The organism is Stenotrophomonas mexicanensis (assembly GCF_032911605.1).
Taxonomy (GTDB): Bacteria; Pseudomonadota; Gammaproteobacteria; order Xanthomonadales; family Xanthomonadaceae; genus Stenotrophomonas; species Stenotrophomonas maltophilia_A.
Genome location: NZ_JAWJTG010000017.1, coordinates 37,019 through 56,905, shown reverse-complemented (window position 1 = coordinate 56,905; position 19,887 = coordinate 37,019). Strand labels below are relative to the sequence as shown.

The following is a 19,887-nucleotide window of genomic DNA, read 5'->3' as shown; positions in this document are numbered from 1 at the left end:
TCGCGGCAGCGACGGGGTGACAATGGTAGCCAATCACCCCGGCCAATGCCGCATGACCATGGTCATGTTCTGCAATGCGTCGAACGGGCTCGAACAATCTTGTAGAGTCGAGCCATGCTCGACTGCGTCTGCCAGTAATAGTCGAGCATGGCTCGACTCTACGAAGAGGCTCAATGCACTTCGTCGTGATAGACGAACTTCGGCATTTCCCAGCGGTAGTGGATCGCCAGCAGGCGCAGCGCGAAGCCGCCGCCGAGGCAGCACAGGATCGCGGTGGCGTCGGCCACGCCCCAGTGCAGCAGCAACAGGTAGGCCGCGCCGGTCAGCAGCGCGATGATCGCGTACAGCTCCTTCTGGAAGATCAGCGGCACCTCGTTGCAGAGAATGTCGCGCAGCACGCCACCGAAGGCACCGGTCAGCATGCCGGCGATCAGCACGATCGGCATGGCATGGCCGGCCTCGCGCGCGATCGAACAGCCGATCAGGGTAAAGGCGATCAGGCCCAGGCCATCGAGCACCAGGAAGGTGCGGCGGAAGTGGTGCATCCAGCGCGCCACCCAGGTGGCGATCAGCGCCGCGCACACGGTGAAGCCCAGGTACTCGGGATGCTTCACCCAGCCCAGCGGGTAGTGGCCGAGCAGGATGTCGCGCAGCGAACCGCCCCCGAGGGCGGTGACGCAGGCGATCATGACCACCCCGAACAGGTCCATGCGGCGACGGCCGGCGGACAGCGCGCCGGTCATGGCTTCGGCGGAAATGGCGATCAGGTAGATGATGGACAGCAGCATGGGACAGGCTCCGGGCGCGGTGGGGCCGGCCATGCGCCACTATCGCCACTGCCTGCGCAATGACGGGATGACGATGACCGGTGCCGCTCCCGCTGTCCTTTTGCCTGAGAGTTCAGCGGCATGGGCCGCGTGCCCCTTCGGCGGATCGTGCCGGGCATGCCCGGTGACCTCTCTCCAGCTCGGCGAGTCGAATGCATGGTTGGTGGGATTCCAGCCCACCGGCCTGAGCGATCATGGGAGCCTGCGCCTTCGGCGGGCGCCAGCGCGGCGCCTCTCTCCTGCATTCGGCCGCCAGTATATCCGCTGCAGTGCAGCACGGCATAATCCGCGCATGGCCCCGTCCCTCCGCCCGTGGTTCCTGTACCTGCTCGAATGCCGCGATGGCAGCTATTACGCCGGCATCAGCACCGACGTGGACGCGCGTTTTGCTGCCCACCAGGCCGGCAAGGGCGCACGCTACACCCGGGCCCGGCCGCCGCTGCGCGTGCTGGCCGTGCGCGAGTACCCGGACCGGGCCGCCGCCTCGCGCGCCGAGTGGCAGCTCAAGCAGCAGCCGCGCGAACGCAAGCTGGCCTGGCTGCAGGCGCCGGTCCTGTAGATCCACGCCATGCGTGGATGGTGTGCTGGGCCATGCCATCATCGCCACATCCATCGACACAGGAAGCGGTCCGATGAAATCCTGCTGGATGCTGATGTTGACGTTCTGTATCCCCCTGTCGGCCTGCGCCCAGACTCTGCCACCGCTGCAGCACGGGCAGATCGGCAGCGCCGCCGAACTGGCCGCACAGCGCGGCCCGGACACGCCCGAGCCCATCCACCTGCGCCGCGACCAGGTGCCGCCCGATCTGGTCGACCTGATTCCGCTGGCCGAAAAATGGGGCATCGGCGATGACCTGCTGCGCGATGAGATGCAGGAACATGCCACCGACGCGGAAAAGCGCGCGATAGCTGATGCGCTGAAGCATCGGCATGCGCGCATCTCCGCCTGGCTCGACAGTTTCCCGCAGGGCCAGCCGATGACCGACGAAGCGGCCGCGTTCATGTACATGCAGCTGAGCGTCGACGAAATGGGCCTGATGCAGTAGATCCACGCCATGCGTGGATGCGGCTTGCCCATGCGATGATCGCCCCGCGCCCAGAGCTGGAGACCGGAATGTCCACGATCGCCCTGCTGTTCGCTCTCTCCGCATCAACAAGCCCCGCTGCCGACCCGGCCACGATCGCGGCCATCGAAGCCACCTGCCACGATTACGTCGACGGCCAGCTGGAGGCCGACCCGCAACGCGTCGCCCGCTCCCTGCACCCGGACCTGGCCAAGCGTGCGGTCCTCGGCGATACACCCGACGAACGCTTGGGCCAGCGCCGCATGTCGAAGGAAGAGCTGGTCTCGTTGACGAAGCAGGGCGCGTTGAAGACCCCGAAGGATCAATGGGACCGCCGCTGCACGGTGCTGGACGTGACCGGCAACGCCGCCTCGGTGCGGCTGGAAACCCCGTGGTTCGTCGACTACTTCCACATGGGCCGCTTCGACCAGCGCTGGGTCATCGTCAATGCACTGTGGTACCCGAAACCGAAGGCGCCGTAGAGCGATGCGTGCTGCCGGCAAAGCATGGATCTCCGTCGTCATGCTGGCCGCGGGCATCGCACTGCTGCCTGGCCTGCTGTACCTGCTCGGGCTGGCGCTGGTGGAAGGCCGGCCGAAGCCGGCGGACCGCGCGCCCAGTGGTGTGGCTGCGTGCAGCAGTGAACAACGGGTGGGATTCCAGCCGATGAATCCATGGAGCTTCACGACGCGGTTCTTCGATCCTGAAGCATTGAAGAAGGCGACTGATGTCGAGCGCGAAGCGTTCTGGGTTGCACGCCGCCACCTGATGCGGCAGCCAAGGCACGACATGCTGCGCTGGCATCTCAGCAGTACCGCACTGACAATCTGGATCACCCGGCATTGGAGTACCGCGCAGATTGCCGATGCCGCGAGGAAGGAGGATTTCTGCCGCACCTGGTCGAAACGGCGGGTGGCCCGATGAACCGGTAGATCCACGCTATGCGTGGATGATGTTGACGGAGTCAGAGCCCTTTCCTGCGGAAAGGGATCCGACCGCGCAGCAGCCGGCCAGCGGCCGGCACTACCGTCGGGGTCGCCGGTCTTCCTGGTCATCACCGAAGATGATGCGCGCGCTGCGCTGGTAGCTCCAGTACGCCACCGCCCAGTTCAGCAGCACCACGACGCGGTTGCGGAAACCGATCAGGAAGAACACGTGTGCGGCCAGCCAGAACCACCAGGCGAGGACGCCCGAGAGTTGCAGCCTGCCCAGGTGCACGATCGCGGCCATGCGGCCGATGGTGGCCAGGTTGCCGAAGTCGGCGTACTTGAAGGGACCTGGTGCCGGCTTGTCGTGCAGGCGCGCGCGGATCACCTCGGCCACGTACTTGCCCATCTGCTTGGCGGCGGGTGCCACGCCAGGCACCGGCTTGCCGTTGGCCTGGTTCAGCGCGGCGAGATCGCCGGCCACGAACAGTTCCGGGTGGTCAGGCAGGGTGAGGTCGGGCTGCACCTGCACGCGGCCGGCGCGGTCCAGCGGCACATCCAGGGTGCGCGCCAGCGGTGAAGCGGCCACACCGGCGGCCCAGACCACGGTGCGGGCCGGCACGAACTGATCGCCGAGCTTGAAGCCCTGGCTGTCGATGTCGCTCACCGGGGTACCGGTCAATACTTCCACGCCCAGTTTTTCCAGTTGCCGCCGTGCCTTCAGCGAAAGCACTTCCGGGAACGAAGACAGCACGCGCGGGCCGGCTTCGACCAGCCGCACCTTGGCGCTGGCCGGATCGATATGGCGGAACTCGTTGCGCAGCGTATGCCGCGCGATTTCTGCCAGTGTGCCGGCCAGCTCAACACCGGTGGGACCGCCGCCGACCACGGCAAAGCTCAACCACGCCGCTTTCTTCGCCGGGTCCGGTTCGGCCTCGGCGCGCTCGAACGCCAGCAGCAGCTTGCGGCGCAGCGCGATGGCATCGTCCAGCGTCTTCAGGCCGGGGGCATCATCGGCCCACTGGTCGTTGCCGAAGTAGGCGTGGGTGGCACCCGTGGCCAGCAGCAGGCTGTCGTAGTCCAGCGTGCTGCCATCGGCCATGCGGATCTGCCGGGCCTGCTTGTCGATGGTGACCACTTCGCCAAGGCGCACTTCCACATTGCGCTGGTGGCCGAGGATGTGGCGCAGCGGTGCGGCGATATCCGGGGCGGACAGGCCGGCGGTGGCTACCTGGTACAGCAGTGGCTGGAACAGATGGTGGTTGCGGCGGTCGACCAGGGTGATGCGTATGCGCTCGCGGGCCAGGGCACGGGTGGCCCAGAGACCGGCAAAACCGCCGCCGACAACAACCAGGTGGGGAACGCGCTCGCGACTCATCGACTCACTCCAGTGGGGGCATTGGGGGAAGCGCCTGGCATCTTCGCACGATGGCGCCCTGTCACGTCAGCGCCCGCATGGATCGGCGATACTCGGGTTCAGGCAACCGCCCGTGAGGAGCCCATGAGCGAACCGGAAAAGCGCATCGCCCTGTTGATCGACGCCGACAATGCGCCGGCCTCGAAGATCGACGAGGTCCTGGCCGAAGTCGCCCGCTACGGTGTGGCCAACGTGCGCCGCGCCTATGGCAACTGGAAGAGCCCGCGGTTGAAGGGTTGGGAGGCCGTGCTGCACGAATATGCGATCCGCCCGATCCAGCAGTTCGCCTACAGCAAGGGCAAGAATGCCTCGGACATGGCGATGGTGATCGATGCCATGGACCTGCTGTACGCGCGCAATCTCGATGGCTTCGCCATCGTGTCCAGCGATGCCGATTTCACCCCGATGGTGATGCGCCTGCTGACCGATGGCGTGAAGGTGTATGGCTTCGGCGAGAAGAAAACCCCGGAGCCGTTCGTCAACGCCTGCTCGAAGTTCACCTATCTGGAAGCGCTGGGCCAGACCCATGCCAGCGTGCCGGATACCGAACAGGCGTCCAGCGAACAGGCATCGAACGAGCCTGTTGCCAACGACGATGCCCGGCCACGCAAGAGCGGTGCGGAAATGCGCAGCGATACGCGGCTGGTGAAGATGCTGCGCCGTGCGGTGTCCTCGGCGGAGGGCGAGGATGGCTGGTCGCACCTTGGCCCGGTCGGCAGCCAGATCGGCAACCAGGCCTCGTTCGATCCGCGCAACTACGGTTACGGCAAGCTCAGTGACCTGCTGGCAGCGATCGGACTGTTCGAGCTGAAGAAGGACGGCAAGTCCTCCTACGTGCGCGCGCTGCCGAAGAAAAACCGGTAGTGCCGGCCGCTGGCCGGCAAGCCCCAGATGCCAGATCCCGCATCCGCCACGCACATCTCCACTCCGATCAGGCGTATCGTTGCCGCTCGCATTGCCAGCAAGGAAAAACCCGCATGTTGAAGATCTGGGGCCGCCGCAATTCCAGTAACGTCCGCAAGGTGCTGTGGTGCGCCGAGGAGATCGGCCTGCCGTATGAATCCATCGAGGTTGGTGGCAGCCATGGCGGCACGCAGACGCCGGAGTACCTGGCGATGAATCCCAACAGCCTGGTGCCGGTGATCGAAGACCATGGCCTGCCGCTGTGGGAATCGAATGCCATCGTGCGCTATCTGAGTGCGCGCTACGCGCTGGGCACGCTGTACGCCGAAGACCCGATGGAACGCGCCCAGGCCGAGAAGTGGATGGACTGGAGCACCTCGCGCATGGCGCCGCTGTACACCGACCTGATCTGGGGCATCATGCGCACCGCCCCAGCTGACCGTGACGAAGCGCGCATCAATGCCGCCATCGTGCGTGCCGGTGACTACCTGGCGATGGCCGATGCCACGTTGGCCAGACAGCCGTGGCTGTCGGGCGAGACGTTCGCGATGGGTGACATCCCGCTGGGCTCGCTGATCTATGCCTGGTTCGAACTGCCCATCCAGCGCCCGGAACTGCCGCACCTGGCCGACTGGTACGCCCGCCTGCGCGAACGCCCGGCCTATCAGCGCGGCGTGATGTCGCCGCTGACCTGAGGGGTAGCGCCGGGCCATGCCCGGCGAGCGTGGTATGCGGAGGACCGCCGGGCATGGCCCGGCGCTAGCGTTCGTCTGCCTCAATACAGATCCGTCGGGTCCATACGGACCGACGGTAGAGTCGAGCTTGCTCGACTGTTTCTGGCGCACGGCAGTCGAGCAAGCTCGACTCTACGCAGCATTGGGCAGCGCCCTCAATACAGATCCGTCGGATCCACATCCAGCGACCAGCGCACCTTGCGTGCCTCAGGCAGCGCATACAGCTGCGGCACCAGCTGGGCCAGCACGCCATGCAGCGGTGGCCGCTGCAGCGCGGACAGCAGCAGCTGCGTGCGCTGGTAACCGGCACGCCGCGGCATCGGCGCCGGCATGGGCCCATAGGCCTCGACCACGTTCTGTTCGCCCAGCAACTGCCGCGCCGCCAGCAGGAACGCATTGGCATGCTCGACCTGCTGTGCCTCGGCGCGCATCAGTGCCAGATGCGCGAACGGCGGGAATCCGGCGGCCTGGCGCTGGTTCAACTCGGCCTGCGCGAACGGGTGGTAGCCACCGCTCACCAGGGTTTCCAGCAGCGGATGCCCGGGGTGATGGGTCTGCAGCCAGACCTCACCAGGATCACGTGCACGTCCCGCGCGTCCTGCGACCTGAATCAGCTGCTGCGCCAGTTTCTCGCTGGCGCGGAAGTCCGCGGAGAACAAGCCTTCGTCGATGCCCACCACCACCACCAGGGTGAGCTTGGGCAGGTCGTGGCCCTTGGCCAGGATCTGGGTGCCGACCAGGATGCCGGGCTGGTCGCCCAGCCTCGCCAGCTGCTGTTCCAGCGCGTCGCGTCGCGAGGTGGTGCCGCGGTCGATGCGCACCACCGGGAAATCGGCGAAGGCGGCGGTGAGGTGCTCTTCCAGGCGTTCGGTACCGATGCCCTGCGGCTGCAGCGCCAGGCTGCCGCAGGCCGGGCATGCCAGCGGCGCCGGTTGCCGCGCACCGCAGTGGTGGCATTGCAGGCGACGGCCGCCGCCATGCACGGTCATCGGCGCATCGCAGCGCTGGCATGGCGCGGTCCAGCCGCAGTCGTGGCACAGCAGCACCGGTGCGTAGCCGCGGCGGTTCTTGAACACCAGTACCTGCTGGCCGCGCTGCAGGTGCTCGCCGATGCCGGCCAGCACATCGGCGGAGAGGCCGTCATGCAGCGGGCGCTTGCGTACATCGAGGATGCGCACGCGCGGCGGTCGTGCATCGCCGGCGCGCTGCTTCAGGCGCAGGTGGGTGTAGCGCCCGGCATAGGCGTTGTGCAGGGTTTCCAGCGAGGGCGTGGCACTGCCGAGCAGCACGGGAATGCCGAGCGCCTTGGCGCGCACCAGGGCGAAATCGCGCGCGTGGTAGCGGATGCCGTCCTGCTGCTTGTAGCTGCCGTCATGTTCCTCGTCGATGATCAGCAGACCGGCCTGCGGCAGCGGCGTGAACACTGCCGAGCGGGTGCCGACAATGACGCGTGCTTCACCACGTGAGGCGGCTGCCCAGACGCGAGCGCGCTCGTTATCGTTCAAGCCCGAATGCAGCGCATGCACGGCGATGCCGAGGCGGCCGCGGAAGCGTGCCAGGGTCTGCGGAGTCAGGCCGATTTCCGGCACCAGCACCAGCGCCTGCCTGCCCTGTGCCAGGCAATGGATGATCGCCTGCAGGTAGACCTCGGTCTTGCCGCTGCCGGTCACGCCATCCAGCAGGAAAGGCTGGAAGCCGTCGGCGGCGTTGATGGCAGTCACGGCCTCGGCCTGGTCCGGGTTGAGCGTGGGCCCGGGCAACGGCTGCGCATGCTGCGGTGCCACCGTCATCGCCACGCGCTCGGCCAGTGCACGCTTGGACAGACTGCGTGCGGCGGTGCGCCAGTCCTCCATGCGTTCGCCCAGTACGTCTTCATCCACCACGGCCTCGGCCAGCAGTTCGGCCAATTGCCGCGGGCGGCTGCCGGCGCGCAGCTTCCCGCGCTGGGCATGGCCTTCGGGTGTCAGTTGCCAGCCCCAGTGATGGGTGTCGGGCAGGGCCTCGCCGTGGCGCAGCGGGCCGGGCAGGGCGGTGCTGAGTACTTCGCCCAACGGCGCGTGGGTGTAGCGCGCCAGCCACTGCAGGCTCTGCCACAGCTCACCCCGCAGCAGCGGCTGCGGGTCGCACCAGGCCAACGCCTGGCGGAGTCCCTGGCCGTCGTCGGTCTGGCCGTGTCCCACCACCACACCGACCAGCTCACGGTTGCCGAACGGCACCTTCAGGCGGCAGCCGACCGCAACCGTGGGGGCCACGCCCTCCGGCGACAGGTAGTCGAACAGGCGGGGCAGGGGGACGGGCAGGGCGACCTGCAGGGTCGGAATCGGTGAAAGCATCGGGCCAGTGTACCGGGCCATGCGCGCGCGAATGGCGGGGTGGGCGGCGGCGGGACGGCGCCCGTTGAATCATAAATGTCACCTAAATATCGGTGTCCATTGGAGATTCAGTCTTATCCACATGTTCTGTGGATAACGCTGTGCGTTACCGGTCGGCGGGCGCGCAGGAGGCCGATGGCGACGGCCTCACGCTCGGGTTGGTCAAAAAATCGCCATACTTTAAAATACATCAAAATCAAACACTTAAGTGTGAAACAATGCTGAAACAGAGTGAATTCAGCTGGATGCCACAGTTTCCTGCGCAGGCAGCGTGGTGCTGTGCACAACCTGCAGCACGAAGTGCCTGTGGGCGCAAGTCCTACGGGCGCCGATGGCCTGCCGCTATCATGCGGGCAGACCTTTGGAGTGATCGATGACGGCTGTGCCCGCCCCTGTTTCCTCGACCGCGGCCGGCGCGCTGTCGGCGTTCCTGCGAGGTGTTGAACGCCGCGCCCTGGTGGTGGCTGAACTGCAGTGCGGCGATGCTGCCCGGGCCGAACAGACCCTGGTGGCGGTGATGCGCGCGTTTGCGGCGGTCGCCAGTGACCTGCCGATGGCGCAGTGGCCAACCCGCTTCTGGACCCTGCTGGGCCAGCGCCAGGCGCTGCGTGAGCCGGTGGGCGGCCAGTGGGAGCCGCCGCTTGCCGCCTTGGGCCAGATGGGACCGTTGCCGCGCCTGGCGCTGTTGCTGCGGGTGGGCGGCAGCCTGGATGAAGGTATCGCCACGCGCGTGCTCGACCAGGACGAAGCCGGCTACCAGCAGCTGCTGGCCGATGCCTGCCCGCGTGACGCGCACGGCCAGCCCGACGCCTCGGCCTGGCGCCAGCTGGCCGAACAGGTGCAGCTGCGCATCCGCGATCTGCCCGTCAAACGCCTGCAGCAGCTGCAACAGCCGGCCGCACCGACGAACAGCAGTGAAGCGCCGACCTCCAGCTGGCGCACCCCGCAGCGCGACGAGCGGGCTGCAGCCACTGGCAAGCGCCGCCGCGCCAATGCCAAGCCGCGCTGGCGCGGTCCGTTGATCCTGCTGATAACCGTGGTGGTACTGCTGGCCGCCGCGCTGGGCTGGCGCCATTGGCAGGGACATTCGTTCGGCAGCGACGCACCGCTGCCGGAAGGCGTGGTTGGTGAGGCGGGTCCCGTCACGGTGGAAGCACTGCCGCCGAGCAAGGTCAATGCCACGCCGGACGCGACCCCTGCGCAGGCTACGGACGATGCCACGATGCTGGCCGACCGCGACTATCCGCTGGTGGCCGATGCCGATCTGTATGCGTGGACCGCCGCGGGCGGCCCGCTGCCGGTGGACGAGTCGCAATCCAAGCCGAGCCGGCCGGAGCCGGCCAGCGCCACGCTGGAAACCGCTGCTGCCGATGAATAAGACCGTATTCGCCAGCCTGCTGCTGGCCCTGCCGTTGTCGCTGTCCGCCGCGCCGCAGACCTTGAACGTGCCGCTGCCGCCGCCAGTGCCGGGCAGTTCACCGGCGGCCCCGGCCACCACAGGTACGACGCCCGCTGCGTTCGCCCAGCTCGATGCCCAGCAGCAGCGCCAGCGCCGCGCCGACTACGCCGCATGGCGGGCATTGCCGGAGGGCGAGCGTGAGCGGATCCGTCAGGCCGCTGCGCGATTCAATGCGTTGCCGGCCGACCAGCAGCAGCGCCTGCGCCAGCAGTTCCAGGCGCAGGACCAGGCCTTCCGCGAAGGCTGGCGGCTGGGCCCGCAGCTGGGCCTGGAGTTCCCCAAGCTGCACGGCCTGTTCGGCTTCGTGCCGCCGGAACAGCGCGAGGCCGCGCTGGCCGTGCTGCGCCAGCTCAGCCCGGCGCAGCTGGCCCAACTGACCCTGGTGGCACAGCGCACGCCACCGCAGGAGCGCGACAAGGTCCGCGGCGCGTTCCTCGCGGTGCCGCCGGCCGAGCGCGATACCTGGCTCAAGCGCCAGGCCGGGCAGTAGAAAGAAAAGGGGACGGAGGGGATTAAGTCGTATTCGGCACAGTCGGGCTTGAAACGACTTAATCCCCTCCGTCCCCTTTTTCTGTTCGTAACGTGATCGCAACGCGTGATGCCGGGGCCTGCCGGAACCCAGCATTCACGCCATGTCATGGGAATGCGCGCGCTGCACGCGTAAGATGGCGGCCCGCAACCCGGTGCCTGTGCCCTTCGCGCGCAACCGTAGTTCGCGTCAAGCACCTTATGTCTACTGCAACCTCCACGCCGCGCTTCAGCAAGGAAGTCGGCGCTACCGGTCTGCTCGCCCTGCCGCTTGTGCTCGGGCATGTGTCCACCGGTCTGATCTCCTTCGTCGACAATGTCATTGCCGGCCACCACGCCACGGCGACCCTGGCCGCGGTGACCATCGGCACCGCCCTGCTGTGGCTGCCGATGCTGATCCCGATCGGCACCCTGATCTCACTCACCGCCTCGGTGTCGCAGCTGCATGGCGCTGGCCGCGAGCGCGAGATCGGCCCGCTGTTCCGCCAGGCACTGTGGCTGGCGCTGGGCCTGGGCCTGATCATGTTCACCTTCCTCACCGTGGTGCCGCCGCTGCTGCCTGCGTTCGGCATCGCACCGGACATCGTGCCGGGGGCCACCGCGTTCCTGCACGCGGTGCGCTGGGGCGGACCTGCACTGACCCTGTACTTCTGCATGCGCTATCTCAGCGAGGGCATGCACTGGACGCTGCCGACCATGCTGCTCGGCTTCGGTGGCCTGCTGGTGCTGGCACCGATGGGCTACGTGCTGGCCAACGGCAAGCTCGGCTTCCCGGAAATGGGCGCCGAGGGCCTGGGCATCGCCTCGGCGGTGATGATGTGGCTGCAGGCGATCGCCTTCGCCACCTACCTGTGGTTCACCAAGCGCTTCGCCCACCTGCAGCTGTTCTCGCACTTCGAAGGACCGCGCTGGAAGGCGATCTGGGACCTGCTGCGCACCGGCCTGCCGATCGGCATCACCGTGCTGATGGAGGGCGGCCTGTTCATCGTCACCGCGCTGCTGATCGGCCGCCTAGGTGCCAATGAAGCGGCCGCGCACCAGATCGCGATCAACGTCGCCCAGCTGTGCTTCATGATCCCGATGGGCGTGGCCGAGGCCACCACCGTGCGCGTCGGCCATGCGGTCGGTCGTGGCGATGGCTTCGGCGTGCGGCGCGCGGCCTGGGCCGGCTACGCGATCATCATGGGTACGCAGACGTTGTCGGCAGCGGTGCTGCTGTTCGGCCATGACGCCATCGTGGGTGTCTACACCAACGACCTGGCAGTGGCCGGCCTGGCCTCCACCCTGCTGCTGTACGCGGCCACCTTCCAGTTCCCGGATGGCATCCAGGTGCTGTCGGCGGGCGCGCTGCGCGGCCTGAAGGACACCCGCGTGCCGATGTTCATTGCCATGTTCGCGTACTGGGGCCTGGGCATGCCGCTCGGCGCCGGGCTCGGCCTGGGCCTGGGCATGGGCCCGCAGGGCATGTGGATCGGCCTGATCGTCGGCCTGACCGCCGCCGCCATCCTGATGGGCTGGCGCCTGCGTCGCAGCAGCCTGCGCATCGGCCAGTCGGCACTGTCCTGATCCGCCCCGCCCGCCGCGATGACCCGTGGCGGGCGATCCCCTGACTTGTGTCCGATGCCGCATCACACGGCACCGGCTATGCTGGCACCACGGCAAGAAGCCATCCGGAGCGTTCCATGAATCAACCCGTGCCCCCGCTGCCCCCGGCGCGTCGCAACCCCGTCGCCAGTTTCTTCATCGGGCTGTGGGACGTCATGAACTTCACCCGCCGGTTGATCCTCAACCTGGTGTTCTTCGGCCTGCTGTTCCTGCTGCTGGTGATGTTCGTCATCGCCGCCGGCATGGGCGCCGGTGCCAGCAAATCGCTGCAGGACCGCACCACCCTGGTGATCGCGCCGGAAGGCCGCCTGGTCGAGCAGTTCAGCGCTGACCCGGTCAGCCGCGCACTGGCCAAAGCGGTGGGCGACAACGGTGCCGAAGAGATCCAGCTGCGTGACCTGCTGCGGGTGATCGAGTCGGCCAAGGAAGACAAGAAGATCGAGCGCGTGGTGCTGGAGCTGGACAAGCTGCAGCCGTCGGGCTTCGCGTCGCTGCGTGAAGTGGCCGCTGCGCTGCAGGACCTGCGTGCGTCCGGCAAGCAGCTGGTGGCCTACAGCGAGAGCATGGGCCAGTCGCAGTATCTGCTGGCCGCGCAGGCCGACGAGGTCTTCCTGGACCCGATGGGGTCGGTGGTGCTCGAGGGCCTGGGCCGCTACCGCCAGTACTTCCGCACCGGCCTGCAGGACAAGCTGGGCGTGGACGTGCACCTGTTCAAGGTGGGCGAGTACAAGTCCGCCGCCGAGCCGTACGTGCTCGACGCCGCTTCGCCGGCATCCAAGGAAGCCGACCTGTTCTGGATGAACGACGTGTGGCAGCGCTACCTGGGCGACATCGCCAAGGCCCGCCGCCTGGATCCGGCACAGCTGGCTGCCGGCATCGACACGCTGCCGGAAGGCATCGCCGCTGCCGGTGGTGACCTGGCCAAGTTCGCCCTGCAGCAGAAGCTGGTGACGTCGCTGAAGACCCGCGAGGAATTCGAGGATCTGATGATCGAGCGCGGCGTGGCCGACGAAGATGCCGACGGTGGTTTCCGCAACGTCGACTTCGGCAGCTACCTGGGCCAGCTCGATGCGCGCCGCAACCCGGTGGACTCGCGTCCGCAGGTGGCGGTGGTGGTGGCCGCCGGCGAAATCAGCGGTGGCGACCTGCCGGCCGGCCGCATCGGTGGCGAATCGACCTCGGCGCTGCTGCGTGCCGCGCGTGACGACGAGAACGTGAAGGCCGTGGTGCTGCGCGTGGATTCGCCGGGTGGTGAAGTGTTCGCCTCCGAGCAGATCCGCCGCGAAGTGGTGGCCCTGCAGGCCGCCGGCAAGCCGGTGGTGGTGTCGATGGGCGACCTGGCCGCCTCCGGTGGCTACTGGATCAGCATGAATGCCGATCGCATCTATGCCGATCCGTCGACCATCACCGGTTCGATCGGCATCTTCGGCATGGTGCCGAACTTCAGCCGCGCGCTGGACAAGATCGGCGTGCACACCGACGGTGTCGGCACCACCCGTTTCGCCGGTGCGTTCGATGTCACCCGCCCGATGGATCCGGCCGTGGGCCAGGTCATCCAGTCGGTGATCAACAAGGGTTACGCTGACTTCACCGGTCGCGTCGCCGACGCCCGCAAGAAGCCGGTCGAGGCCGTCGACGAAGTGGCCCGTGGACGCGTGTGGAGCGGTGCGCAGGCCAAGGAACGTGGCCTGGTCGATGCCTTCGGTGGCCTGAAGGATGCGGTGGCCGATGCCGCCAGCCGCGCCAAGCTGGGCAAGGCTGATGCCTACCGCGTGCGTTACATCGAGAAGGCGGCAACGCCGTTCGCGCAGTTCGTCAGCGGTTTCGCCGGCAGCCGTGCAGGTGCCTGGATGCTGTCCGACTCGGGCATGGCGCGGATGGTGCTGGCGCGCACGATGCCCGAAGTGGATACGCAGCTGCGCTTTGTCGAGAACGCGGCCCGCGAGAAAGGCAACGGCACGCCGGTGAAGGCGCTGGCGTACTGCTTCTGCGGGTTCTGATCGGAAGCCATCCACGCACGGCGTGGATCTACTGAAAACGCCCGGCCTCGGCCGGGCGTTTTCGTCTGCGGGGTTACTGCGTTGCGTCGGCCTCGGCCTTGCGCTCACGCGCGGCGGCATCGTCCACGGTCTTCTGCACGCCTTTGGCGCGGTCCAGCGGTTCGTTGATTGCGCGCGACATCGCCCGGGGCACCGGTGGCTTTTCCGGGTTCGGCGCCGGTGGGCGCTGGCAGCCCGCCAGCAGCGCGGTGGTCAGCAGGGACGTGGACAGGATCAGGATGCGCATGGCGGCACTCCGTGATGGGCGTGCGCGCAGTGTCGCATCCTCGGCAGGGGGCGGCCGTGAGCGCGTATCCTTGCCGCATCGAAACACAGCGGGCGCGGCCCGGGAGAACACATGACCCAGCAACGGTGGCGCCTGGACGGCCAGACCGCCCTGATCACCGGCGCCAGCGCCGGCATCGGCCTGGCCATCGCGCATGAACTGGCTGGCTTCGGCGCCGATCTGATGATCGTCGGCCGTGATATCGACATGCTGGAGACCGCGCGCGACGAACTGCTGGACGTGTATCCGCAGATGCAGGTGCATGCGCTGGCCGCCGATGTCTCAGACGACGAGGACCGCCGCCAGATCCTGGACTGGGTGGAGGACCATAGCGATGGCCTGCACATCCTGGTCAACAACGCCGGCGGCAACGTCACCAAGGCGGCCACGGAGTATTCCGAGGACGAATGGCGGAAGATCTTCGAGACCAACCTGTTCTCGGCCTTCGAGCTGTCGCGCTATGCACATCCGTTGCTGGCACGCCACGCGTCGTCATCCATCGTCAACGTCGGCAGCGTGTCCGGCCTGACCCATGTGCGCAGCGGCGTGGTCTACGGCATGACCAAGGCGGCGATGCACCAGATGACCCGCAACCTGGCCGTCGAGTGGGCAGAGGATGGCATCCGGGTCAACGCGGTGGCGCCGTGGTACATCCGCACGCGGCGCACGTCCGGTCCGTTGGCGGACCCGGACTACTACGAGGAAGTGATCAACCGCACGCCGATGCGTCGTATCGGCGAGCCGGAGGAAGTGGCCGCAGCCGTGGGCTTCCTGTGCCTGCCTGCGGCCAGCTATGTGACCGGCGAGTGCATCGCGGTGGACGGCGGTTTCCTGCGCTACGGGTTCTGATCTTTCAGCAGGTAGTGCCGGCCGCTGGCCGGCAACTGCAACCATCTGAAGATCCTGTGGTTGCCGGCCAGCGGCCGGCACTACCGGTAGCTGTCACCCCGGTACCGGGCAGTTGCTGGCCTCCAGCACACCCTGCAGCCGCTCGCGTTCACCGCGCGCGGTATCGCGGTTCTCCGGCGCGGCGAAGCGCTCACGGCCGCGGGCATCGCGGAAGCGCTGCTGCCAACCACCGCAGCGCTGCGCTTCGGGAAGCGCTTCGCAGTGGTCGCGCACCACTTCACAGCTGGCGGCATTCACCGGCGTCACTCCGCCAAGGCCCTGTACCGTCATCAGCTCGCAGCGGCCGGGCGCGGCTTCGTACTCGTACAGGTAGCCGCCGCCCTGGCTGTCGGTGCACTGGAAGATCGGAGGAAGCGGCGGCTTCGGTGGACCGTCACCTGCGGCGGCGCGGGCCTCGGCATCGCGGCGCAGCGTCGCGCTGTCGAGGATCTGGTCGTCTCCTGCGTGTTCGACCATGCCTGCTTCCATGATCGTGCGTCCTTCGTCCGCGCGTCGTGGTTTTGCTGGGGCCGCAGGGGCAACGGCCGGTCCGGACGGCACCGGCGCGGGTGTTTCAACGGGCGCGGATGCAGGTTCGGCGGCTACAGGCGCAGCGGCGGCCGGCTGCGAGTTGGCCGGGTCGGGGATGCGCAGCACCTGCTGCTTGCTGCCGGTGGCGCATGGCGTGCGCTGCAGGGTAGGGACGTCACTGCTGCTGGAGGTACAGCGGTAGATCACGCCCTCTTCGGCCAACGCGCTTCCGGGCAGCAAGACCAGGAGCAGCCAGATCACTCGGTTCATGCGCACAGCGTACAGGCTGCGACGGCGTGCTGCGCTCAGCGTTCGCAATCGCGCGACAGGCGCGCATCGATACCGCGCTGTTCGTTGCTGATGGCGGTGCGTTCACTCTGCAGCGCGCTGTTGTAACGGCGATCCAGCTCCCAGCGGCGGTCACTCAGCCGTGCGCAGACTTCCTGTGGTGGCAACGCATGGCAGCTGTCGCGGACCAGCACGCTGCCGGCCGGCACCTGCACGTCCATGCCGATCGAGGGGCGGCGATAACCCGTGCCTTCGCCGATCGGCGTGCCGATGGCCGGGCGTGGTCCGGGATAGGCTGGACCACGATGGCCGTGCGGCAGCCAGACACTGGTCCACAGCGGCACCCAGCGCGGATTGCCTTCGTTGTTGTCGCTGGTATAGCGCCGTCCGTCCTCGCTCACGCACTCGTACATCGGCTGCGGCGGCTGGATGTAGACGTGGCGGACTTCGCGCTCGCGGATGACCGGGGTTTCGCTGGGCGGCGGAGGCGTGGCATCACTGCGCACCACCCGTGGAGCGGGATCGCGCGGGCGCTGCAGGTCGCGCACCTGCTGGCGGCCGCTGTTGCACGGCCTGTCCTGCAGGGCGACGGCACCGTTGCTGGCAACGCAGCGGTAGACACGCACGTCCTCGGCCGCGGGTGCCGTCCACGGCAGCAGCAGACACAGGCTCAAGGTGGCGCGCAGCAGGGTCATGGCGGCAGGGTGCGTGATTGTCCGCAGCAGCGCAATCGCCGGCTCAGGAGCGCAGCACGTTGCCGCTGAGCGCGTCGCGGATCGGGGTGGGCTGGGCCAGGCCGCCGGTCTGCCCATCGAGGATGCCGTCGAGCAGGCGCAGCAGGCGCGGGTCCAGTTCTTCGCGGCTGCGTGCCGGTGGTTCGCCGGCCAGGTTGGCGCTGGTGGAGACCAGCGGGCCGCCCCAGGCGCGGCAGAGTTCGGCCACCAGCGGGTGCGCGCTGATGCGCACCGCGATACCGCTGTGTTCGCCGGTGACCCAGGGCTGCGCGCGCGGGCCGGCAGGCAGGATCCAGGTGTTGGCACCGGGCCAGCTGGCCAGCACCGCGCGCTGGCGGGCGTCGGGCAGCGCCTGCAGCCGCACCCAGCCTTCCAGCTGCGCCAGTTCGGCCGCGACCAGGATCATGCCTTTCTCGATCGGGCGCTGCTTCAGCCGCAGCACCATGTGCACCGCAGCTTCGTGCGAGGGATCACAGCCCAGGCCCCAGACCGCTTCGGTCGGGTAGGCGATCACGCCGCCCGCGCGGAGCGTGGCGACAGCAGAGTCCAGGGTGAGTTCTTTCATGGCGGCGACCGGCCCGGCGTGGGCCTTCATTATCCCCCTGCCGCGTGCAGAAGGGGTGGACCTAGGCACCTGGGGTAGTGCCGGCCGCTGGCCGGCATCAGCGGTAGGTACAGACTGCTTATGGTGGGTGCGGACCGTTGGTCCGCACACCTTGACCCTCATCCACGCATGGCGTGGATCTACTTCTTTGCAGCGGCCTTCTTCGCCGGGGCTTTCTTCGCAGCAGCCTTCTTCACCGCTTTCTTTGCAGCGGCCTTCTTCGGCGCCGCTTCCTTCTTCACCGCCGCCTTCTTTGCCGGGGCCTTCTTCGCGGCAGCCTTCTTGGCGCCGAAGCCCTTGCGCACCGGCTTGCCGGTTTCTTCCATCAGCTGCTGCACTTCGGCCAGGGTCAGCGAGGCCGGTTCGCGATCCTTGGGGATCTTGCCGTTCATCTTGCCGTCGCTGATATACGGGCCGAAACGGCCGTTCAGCACCTGGATGTCGCTGCCCTCGAACTCCTTGATGATCCGGTTGCGCGCGATCTCTTCCTTCTCTTCGATCAGGAACACGGCGCGGGCCAGGTCGATGGTGTACGGGTCGTCTTCCTTCTTCAGCGAGGCATAGGTGCTGCCGCGCTTGGCGAACGGACCGAAGCGACCGATGCCGACGCTGACCGGTTCGCCCTTGTCCTCACCCAGCGCGCGCGGCATCAGGAACAGTTCCAGCGCGTCTTCCAGGGAGATGGTGTGCATCGACTGGCCGGGGCGCAGCGAGGCGAACTTCGGCTTCTCCTCGGCGTCCTCGGCGGTGCTGCCGATGGCCGCATAGGGCCCGAAGCGGCCCAGGCGCACGCTGACCGGCTTGCCGGTCTTCGGGTCGGTGCCGAGCTCGCGCGCGCCACTGGCCTCGGCACGGTCGACCGATTCCTTCTTGTCTTCCACCAGCTCCTTGAACGGCTCCCAGAAGCGGGCCATCAGCGGGATCCACTCTTCTTCGCCACGCGAGACGGCGTCGAGCTCGTCTTCCAGCTTGGCGGTGAAGTCGTAGTCCACGTACCGGGTGAAATGGCTGGACAGGAACTTGGACACCGCGCGGCCCACATCGGATGGGCGGAAGCTGCGGCCTTCCATTTCCACGTACTTGCGGAACAGCAGGGTCTGGATGATCGAGGCGTAGGTCGAGGGACGGCCGATGCCGTACTCTTCCAGCGCCTTCACCAGCGCCGCTTCGGTGTAGCGCGGCGGCGGCTGGGTGAAATGCTGTTCGGCCTGGATGCGTTCCAGCGGCACGCGGTCGCCGGGCTTCATCGCCGGCAGCTTGCGGCCTTCGTCCTCGTCCTCGGCGCTCTTGTTGTCCTTGCCTTCTTCGTACACGGCCAGGAAGCCGGGCACCACCACAGTGGTGCCGCTGGCACGGAACACGTGTTCGCTGCCGGCGGACAGATCGACGCTGACGGTGTTGAGGGTGGCCGGAATCATCTGGCAGGCCACCGCACGCTTCCAGATCAGCTCGTACAGCTTGCGCTCGTCATCGGTCAGGTAGCGCGCCACCTGCGCAGGCGTGCGCAGCGCCGAGGTCGGGCGCACCGCTTCGTGCGCTTCCTGGGCGTTCTTCGACTTGGTCTGGTAGGTGTTCGGCTGGTCCGGCAGCGAGGCGATGCCGTAGTCGCGGGCGATCACGTCGCGGATCTCGGCCAGCGCGTCCTGCGACAGGTTCACCGAGTCGGTACGCATGTACGAGATCAGGCCGACGGTGCCTTCGTCACCGATCGCCACGCCTTCATACAGCTTCTGCGCCACCTGCATGGTCTTGCGGGTGGTGAAGCCGAGCTTGCGCGAGGCTTCCTGCTGCAGGGTGGAGGTGGTGAACGGCGGCGCCGGGCGGCGCTTGCGCTCCTTGCTGGCCACATCGGTGACATGCAGCGAGCCCTGCGCGGCCTGCTGGATGCGCAGGCGGGCGGCCTCGGCGGTGTCGCCGTCGGTGATGGTGAACTGTTCGAACTTCTGCCCGTCCAGCTTGATCAGCTTGGCGTTGAAGTGCTGCGACGGGTGCGCGCACTCGGCGGCGATCGACCAGTATTCGCGGGCGATGAAGGCTTCGATCTCTTCCTCGCGCTCAACGATCATGCGCAGCGCCGGGCTCTGCACGCGGCCGGCGGACAGGCCGCGCTGGACCTTGCGCCACAGCACCGGCGACAGGTTGAAACCGACCAGGTAATCCAGCGCGCGGCGCGCCTGCTGGGCGTCGACCAGGTCGCTGGCGATCGCGCGCGGCTGGCTGATCGCTTCCTTGATGGCGCGCGGGGTGATCTCGGTGAACACCACGCGCTGCATCGGCTTGTCCTTGACCAGCCCGCGTTCCTTCAGGATCTCGGCGATGTGCCAGCTGATCGCTTCACCCTCGCGATCCGGGTCGGTCGCCAGCAGGATGTCGTCGGCGCCCTTGGCGGCCTTGGCGATCGCATCGACATGCTTTTCGTTCTTGTCGATCACGTCGTAGTGCATGGCGAACCCGTTGTCCGGGTCGACTGCGCCTTCCTTCGGGATCAGGTCGCGCACGTGCCCATACGAGGCCAGGACCGTGTAGTCCTTGCCGAGGTATTTGTTGATCGTCTTGGCCTTGGCCGGCGATTCGACGATGAGCAGGTGCTTGGGCATGTCAGGAAAGGTCTGTGGGCGGACCGGGGGAGAGGGGCCGCTAGGGTGGAGCAAACGGCCGCATTAGTGAAGCGGCCACGGGCAA

Annotated in this window: 19 protein-coding genes and 2 riboswitches; of the genes, 11 read left to right on the top strand and 8 right to left on the bottom strand. The window is 67.6% G+C overall.

What is annotated here, in order from left to right; all coding sequences use genetic code 11:
- Positions 1–170 precede the first annotated feature (170 nt).
- Positions 171–788, bottom strand: a complete 618-nt coding sequence (locus R1L06_RS09545) for a trimeric intracellular cation channel family protein (protein WP_005411215.1) — start codon at positions 786–788, stop codon at positions 171–173.
- An 82-nt stretch (positions 789–870) separates the two neighbouring features.
- A riboswitch (glycine riboswitch) is annotated at positions 871–976 on the bottom strand.
- Positions 977–989: 13 nt separating this feature from the next.
- Positions 990–1,079, bottom strand: a riboswitch (glycine riboswitch).
- A 40-nt stretch (positions 1,080–1,119) separates the two neighbouring features.
- Here R1L06_RS09545 and R1L06_RS09540 point away from each other — a divergent pair.
- The 4 genes from R1L06_RS09540 (at position 1,120) to R1L06_RS09525 (ending at position 2,815) form a co-directional block, all read left to right on the top strand.
- Positions 1,120–1,386: a GIY-YIG nuclease family protein gene (locus tag R1L06_RS09540; protein WP_005419660.1), complete on the top strand. Its 267-nt coding sequence runs from the start codon at positions 1,120–1,122 to the stop codon at positions 1,384–1,386.
- A 94-nt stretch (positions 1,387–1,480) separates the two neighbouring features.
- Positions 1,481–1,873 carry a hypothetical protein gene (locus R1L06_RS09535; RefSeq protein ID WP_317217561.1) on the top strand — a complete coding sequence of 131 codons (393 nt, stop codon included), beginning with the start codon at positions 1,481–1,483 and terminating at the stop codon, positions 1,871–1,873.
- 68 nt (positions 1,874–1,941) lie between these two features.
- Positions 1,942–2,373 (top strand): nuclear transport factor 2 family protein, encoded by a 432-nt coding sequence (locus R1L06_RS09530; protein ID WP_317217560.1) that lies wholly within the window; start codon positions 1,942–1,944, stop codon positions 2,371–2,373.
- Between the two features lie 4 nt (positions 2,374–2,377).
- Positions 2,378–2,815, top strand: a complete 438-nt coding sequence (locus tag R1L06_RS09525; RefSeq protein ID WP_317217559.1) for a hypothetical protein — start codon at positions 2,378–2,380, stop codon at positions 2,813–2,815.
- Positions 2,816–2,914: 99 nt separating this feature from the next.
- Here R1L06_RS09525 and R1L06_RS09520 read toward each other — a convergent pair whose 3' ends face one another.
- Positions 2,915–4,195 (bottom strand): NAD(P)/FAD-dependent oxidoreductase, encoded by a 1,281-nt coding sequence (locus tag R1L06_RS09520; protein ID WP_317217558.1) that lies wholly within the window; start codon positions 4,193–4,195, stop codon positions 2,915–2,917.
- 123 nt (positions 4,196–4,318) lie between these two features.
- On the opposite strand from R1L06_RS09520, the gene R1L06_RS09515 reads away from it, so the two are divergent.
- On the top strand, positions 4,319–5,098 hold the full coding sequence (locus R1L06_RS09515) for an NYN domain-containing protein (RefSeq protein WP_010481148.1): 780 nt from the start codon (positions 4,319–4,321) through the stop codon (positions 5,096–5,098).
- Between the two features lie 113 nt (positions 5,099–5,211).
- A complete protein-coding gene (locus R1L06_RS09510) occupies positions 5,212–5,832 on the top strand; it encodes a glutathione S-transferase family protein (protein WP_032129683.1) in 621 nt (206 codons plus the stop codon).
- 194 nt (positions 5,833–6,026) lie between these two features.
- Here R1L06_RS09510 and R1L06_RS09505 read toward each other — a convergent pair whose 3' ends face one another.
- A complete protein-coding gene (locus R1L06_RS09505; RefSeq protein ID WP_317217557.1) occupies positions 6,027–8,204 on the bottom strand; it encodes a primosomal protein N' in 2,178 nt (725 codons plus the stop codon).
- Between the two features lie 412 nt (positions 8,205–8,616).
- Between R1L06_RS09505 and R1L06_RS09500 the strand changes: the two genes are divergently transcribed.
- The 4 genes from R1L06_RS09500 to sppA all read left to right on the top strand — a co-directional run bounded on the left by R1L06_RS09500 (position 8,617) and on the right by sppA (position 13,835).
- Positions 8,617–9,621, top strand: coding sequence for a hypothetical protein (locus tag R1L06_RS09500; RefSeq protein WP_032129681.1), 1,005 nt, complete (start codon positions 8,617–8,619; stop codon positions 9,619–9,621).
- The gene (locus tag R1L06_RS09495) at positions 9,614–10,192 is read left to right on the top strand and encodes a DUF3106 domain-containing protein (RefSeq protein ID WP_049423404.1); all 579 of its coding nucleotides are present in this window, start codon (positions 9,614–9,616) and stop codon (positions 10,190–10,192) included. Before R1L06_RS09500 ends, R1L06_RS09495 begins: the two co-directional genes overlap by 8 nt.
- A gap of 239 nt (positions 10,193–10,431) precedes the next feature.
- Positions 10,432–11,796, top strand: a complete 1,365-nt coding sequence (locus R1L06_RS09490; RefSeq protein WP_110713888.1) for an MATE family efflux transporter — start codon at positions 10,432–10,434, stop codon at positions 11,794–11,796.
- A gap of 116 nt (positions 11,797–11,912) precedes the next feature.
- The gene (gene sppA / locus R1L06_RS09485; RefSeq protein ID WP_317217556.1) at positions 11,913–13,835 is read left to right on the top strand and encodes a signal peptide peptidase SppA; all 1,923 of its coding nucleotides are present in this window, start codon (positions 11,913–11,915) and stop codon (positions 13,833–13,835) included.
- Between the two features lie 73 nt (positions 13,836–13,908).
- On the opposite strand, the gene R1L06_RS09480 is transcribed toward sppA, so the two are convergent.
- Positions 13,909–14,121 carry a hypothetical protein gene (locus tag R1L06_RS09480; RefSeq protein ID WP_189720103.1) on the bottom strand — a complete coding sequence of 71 codons (213 nt, stop codon included), beginning with the start codon at positions 14,119–14,121 and terminating at the stop codon, positions 13,909–13,911.
- A 111-nt stretch (positions 14,122–14,232) separates the two neighbouring features.
- Between R1L06_RS09480 and R1L06_RS09475 the strand changes: the two genes are divergently transcribed.
- A complete protein-coding gene (locus R1L06_RS09475; protein WP_010481164.1) occupies positions 14,233–15,009 on the top strand; it encodes an SDR family oxidoreductase in 777 nt (258 codons plus the stop codon).
- A gap of 93 nt (positions 15,010–15,102) precedes the next feature.
- Here the strand turns inward: R1L06_RS09475 and R1L06_RS09470 are convergent, their stop codons facing one another.
- From R1L06_RS09470 to R1L06_RS09455, 4 genes are all read right to left on the bottom strand, one after another.
- Entirely contained in the window at positions 15,103–15,849 is a 747-nt protein-coding gene (locus R1L06_RS09470) for a hypothetical protein (protein WP_125892186.1), read from the bottom strand.
- Positions 15,850–15,884: 35 nt separating this feature from the next.
- Entirely contained in the window at positions 15,885–16,562 is a 678-nt protein-coding gene (locus R1L06_RS09465; RefSeq protein ID WP_049401000.1) for a DUF4124 domain-containing protein, read from the bottom strand.
- A gap of 43 nt (positions 16,563–16,605) precedes the next feature.
- On the bottom strand, positions 16,606–17,196 hold the full coding sequence (gene tsaC, locus R1L06_RS09460; RefSeq protein WP_019338925.1) for an L-threonylcarbamoyladenylate synthase type 1 TsaC: 591 nt from the start codon (positions 17,194–17,196) through the stop codon (positions 16,606–16,608).
- Positions 17,197–17,345: 149 nt separating this feature from the next.
- Positions 17,346–19,802 (bottom strand): DNA topoisomerase I, encoded by a 2,457-nt coding sequence (locus tag R1L06_RS09455; protein ID WP_317217555.1) that lies wholly within the window; start codon positions 19,800–19,802, stop codon positions 17,346–17,348.
- Positions 19,803–19,887 lie beyond the last annotated feature (85 nt).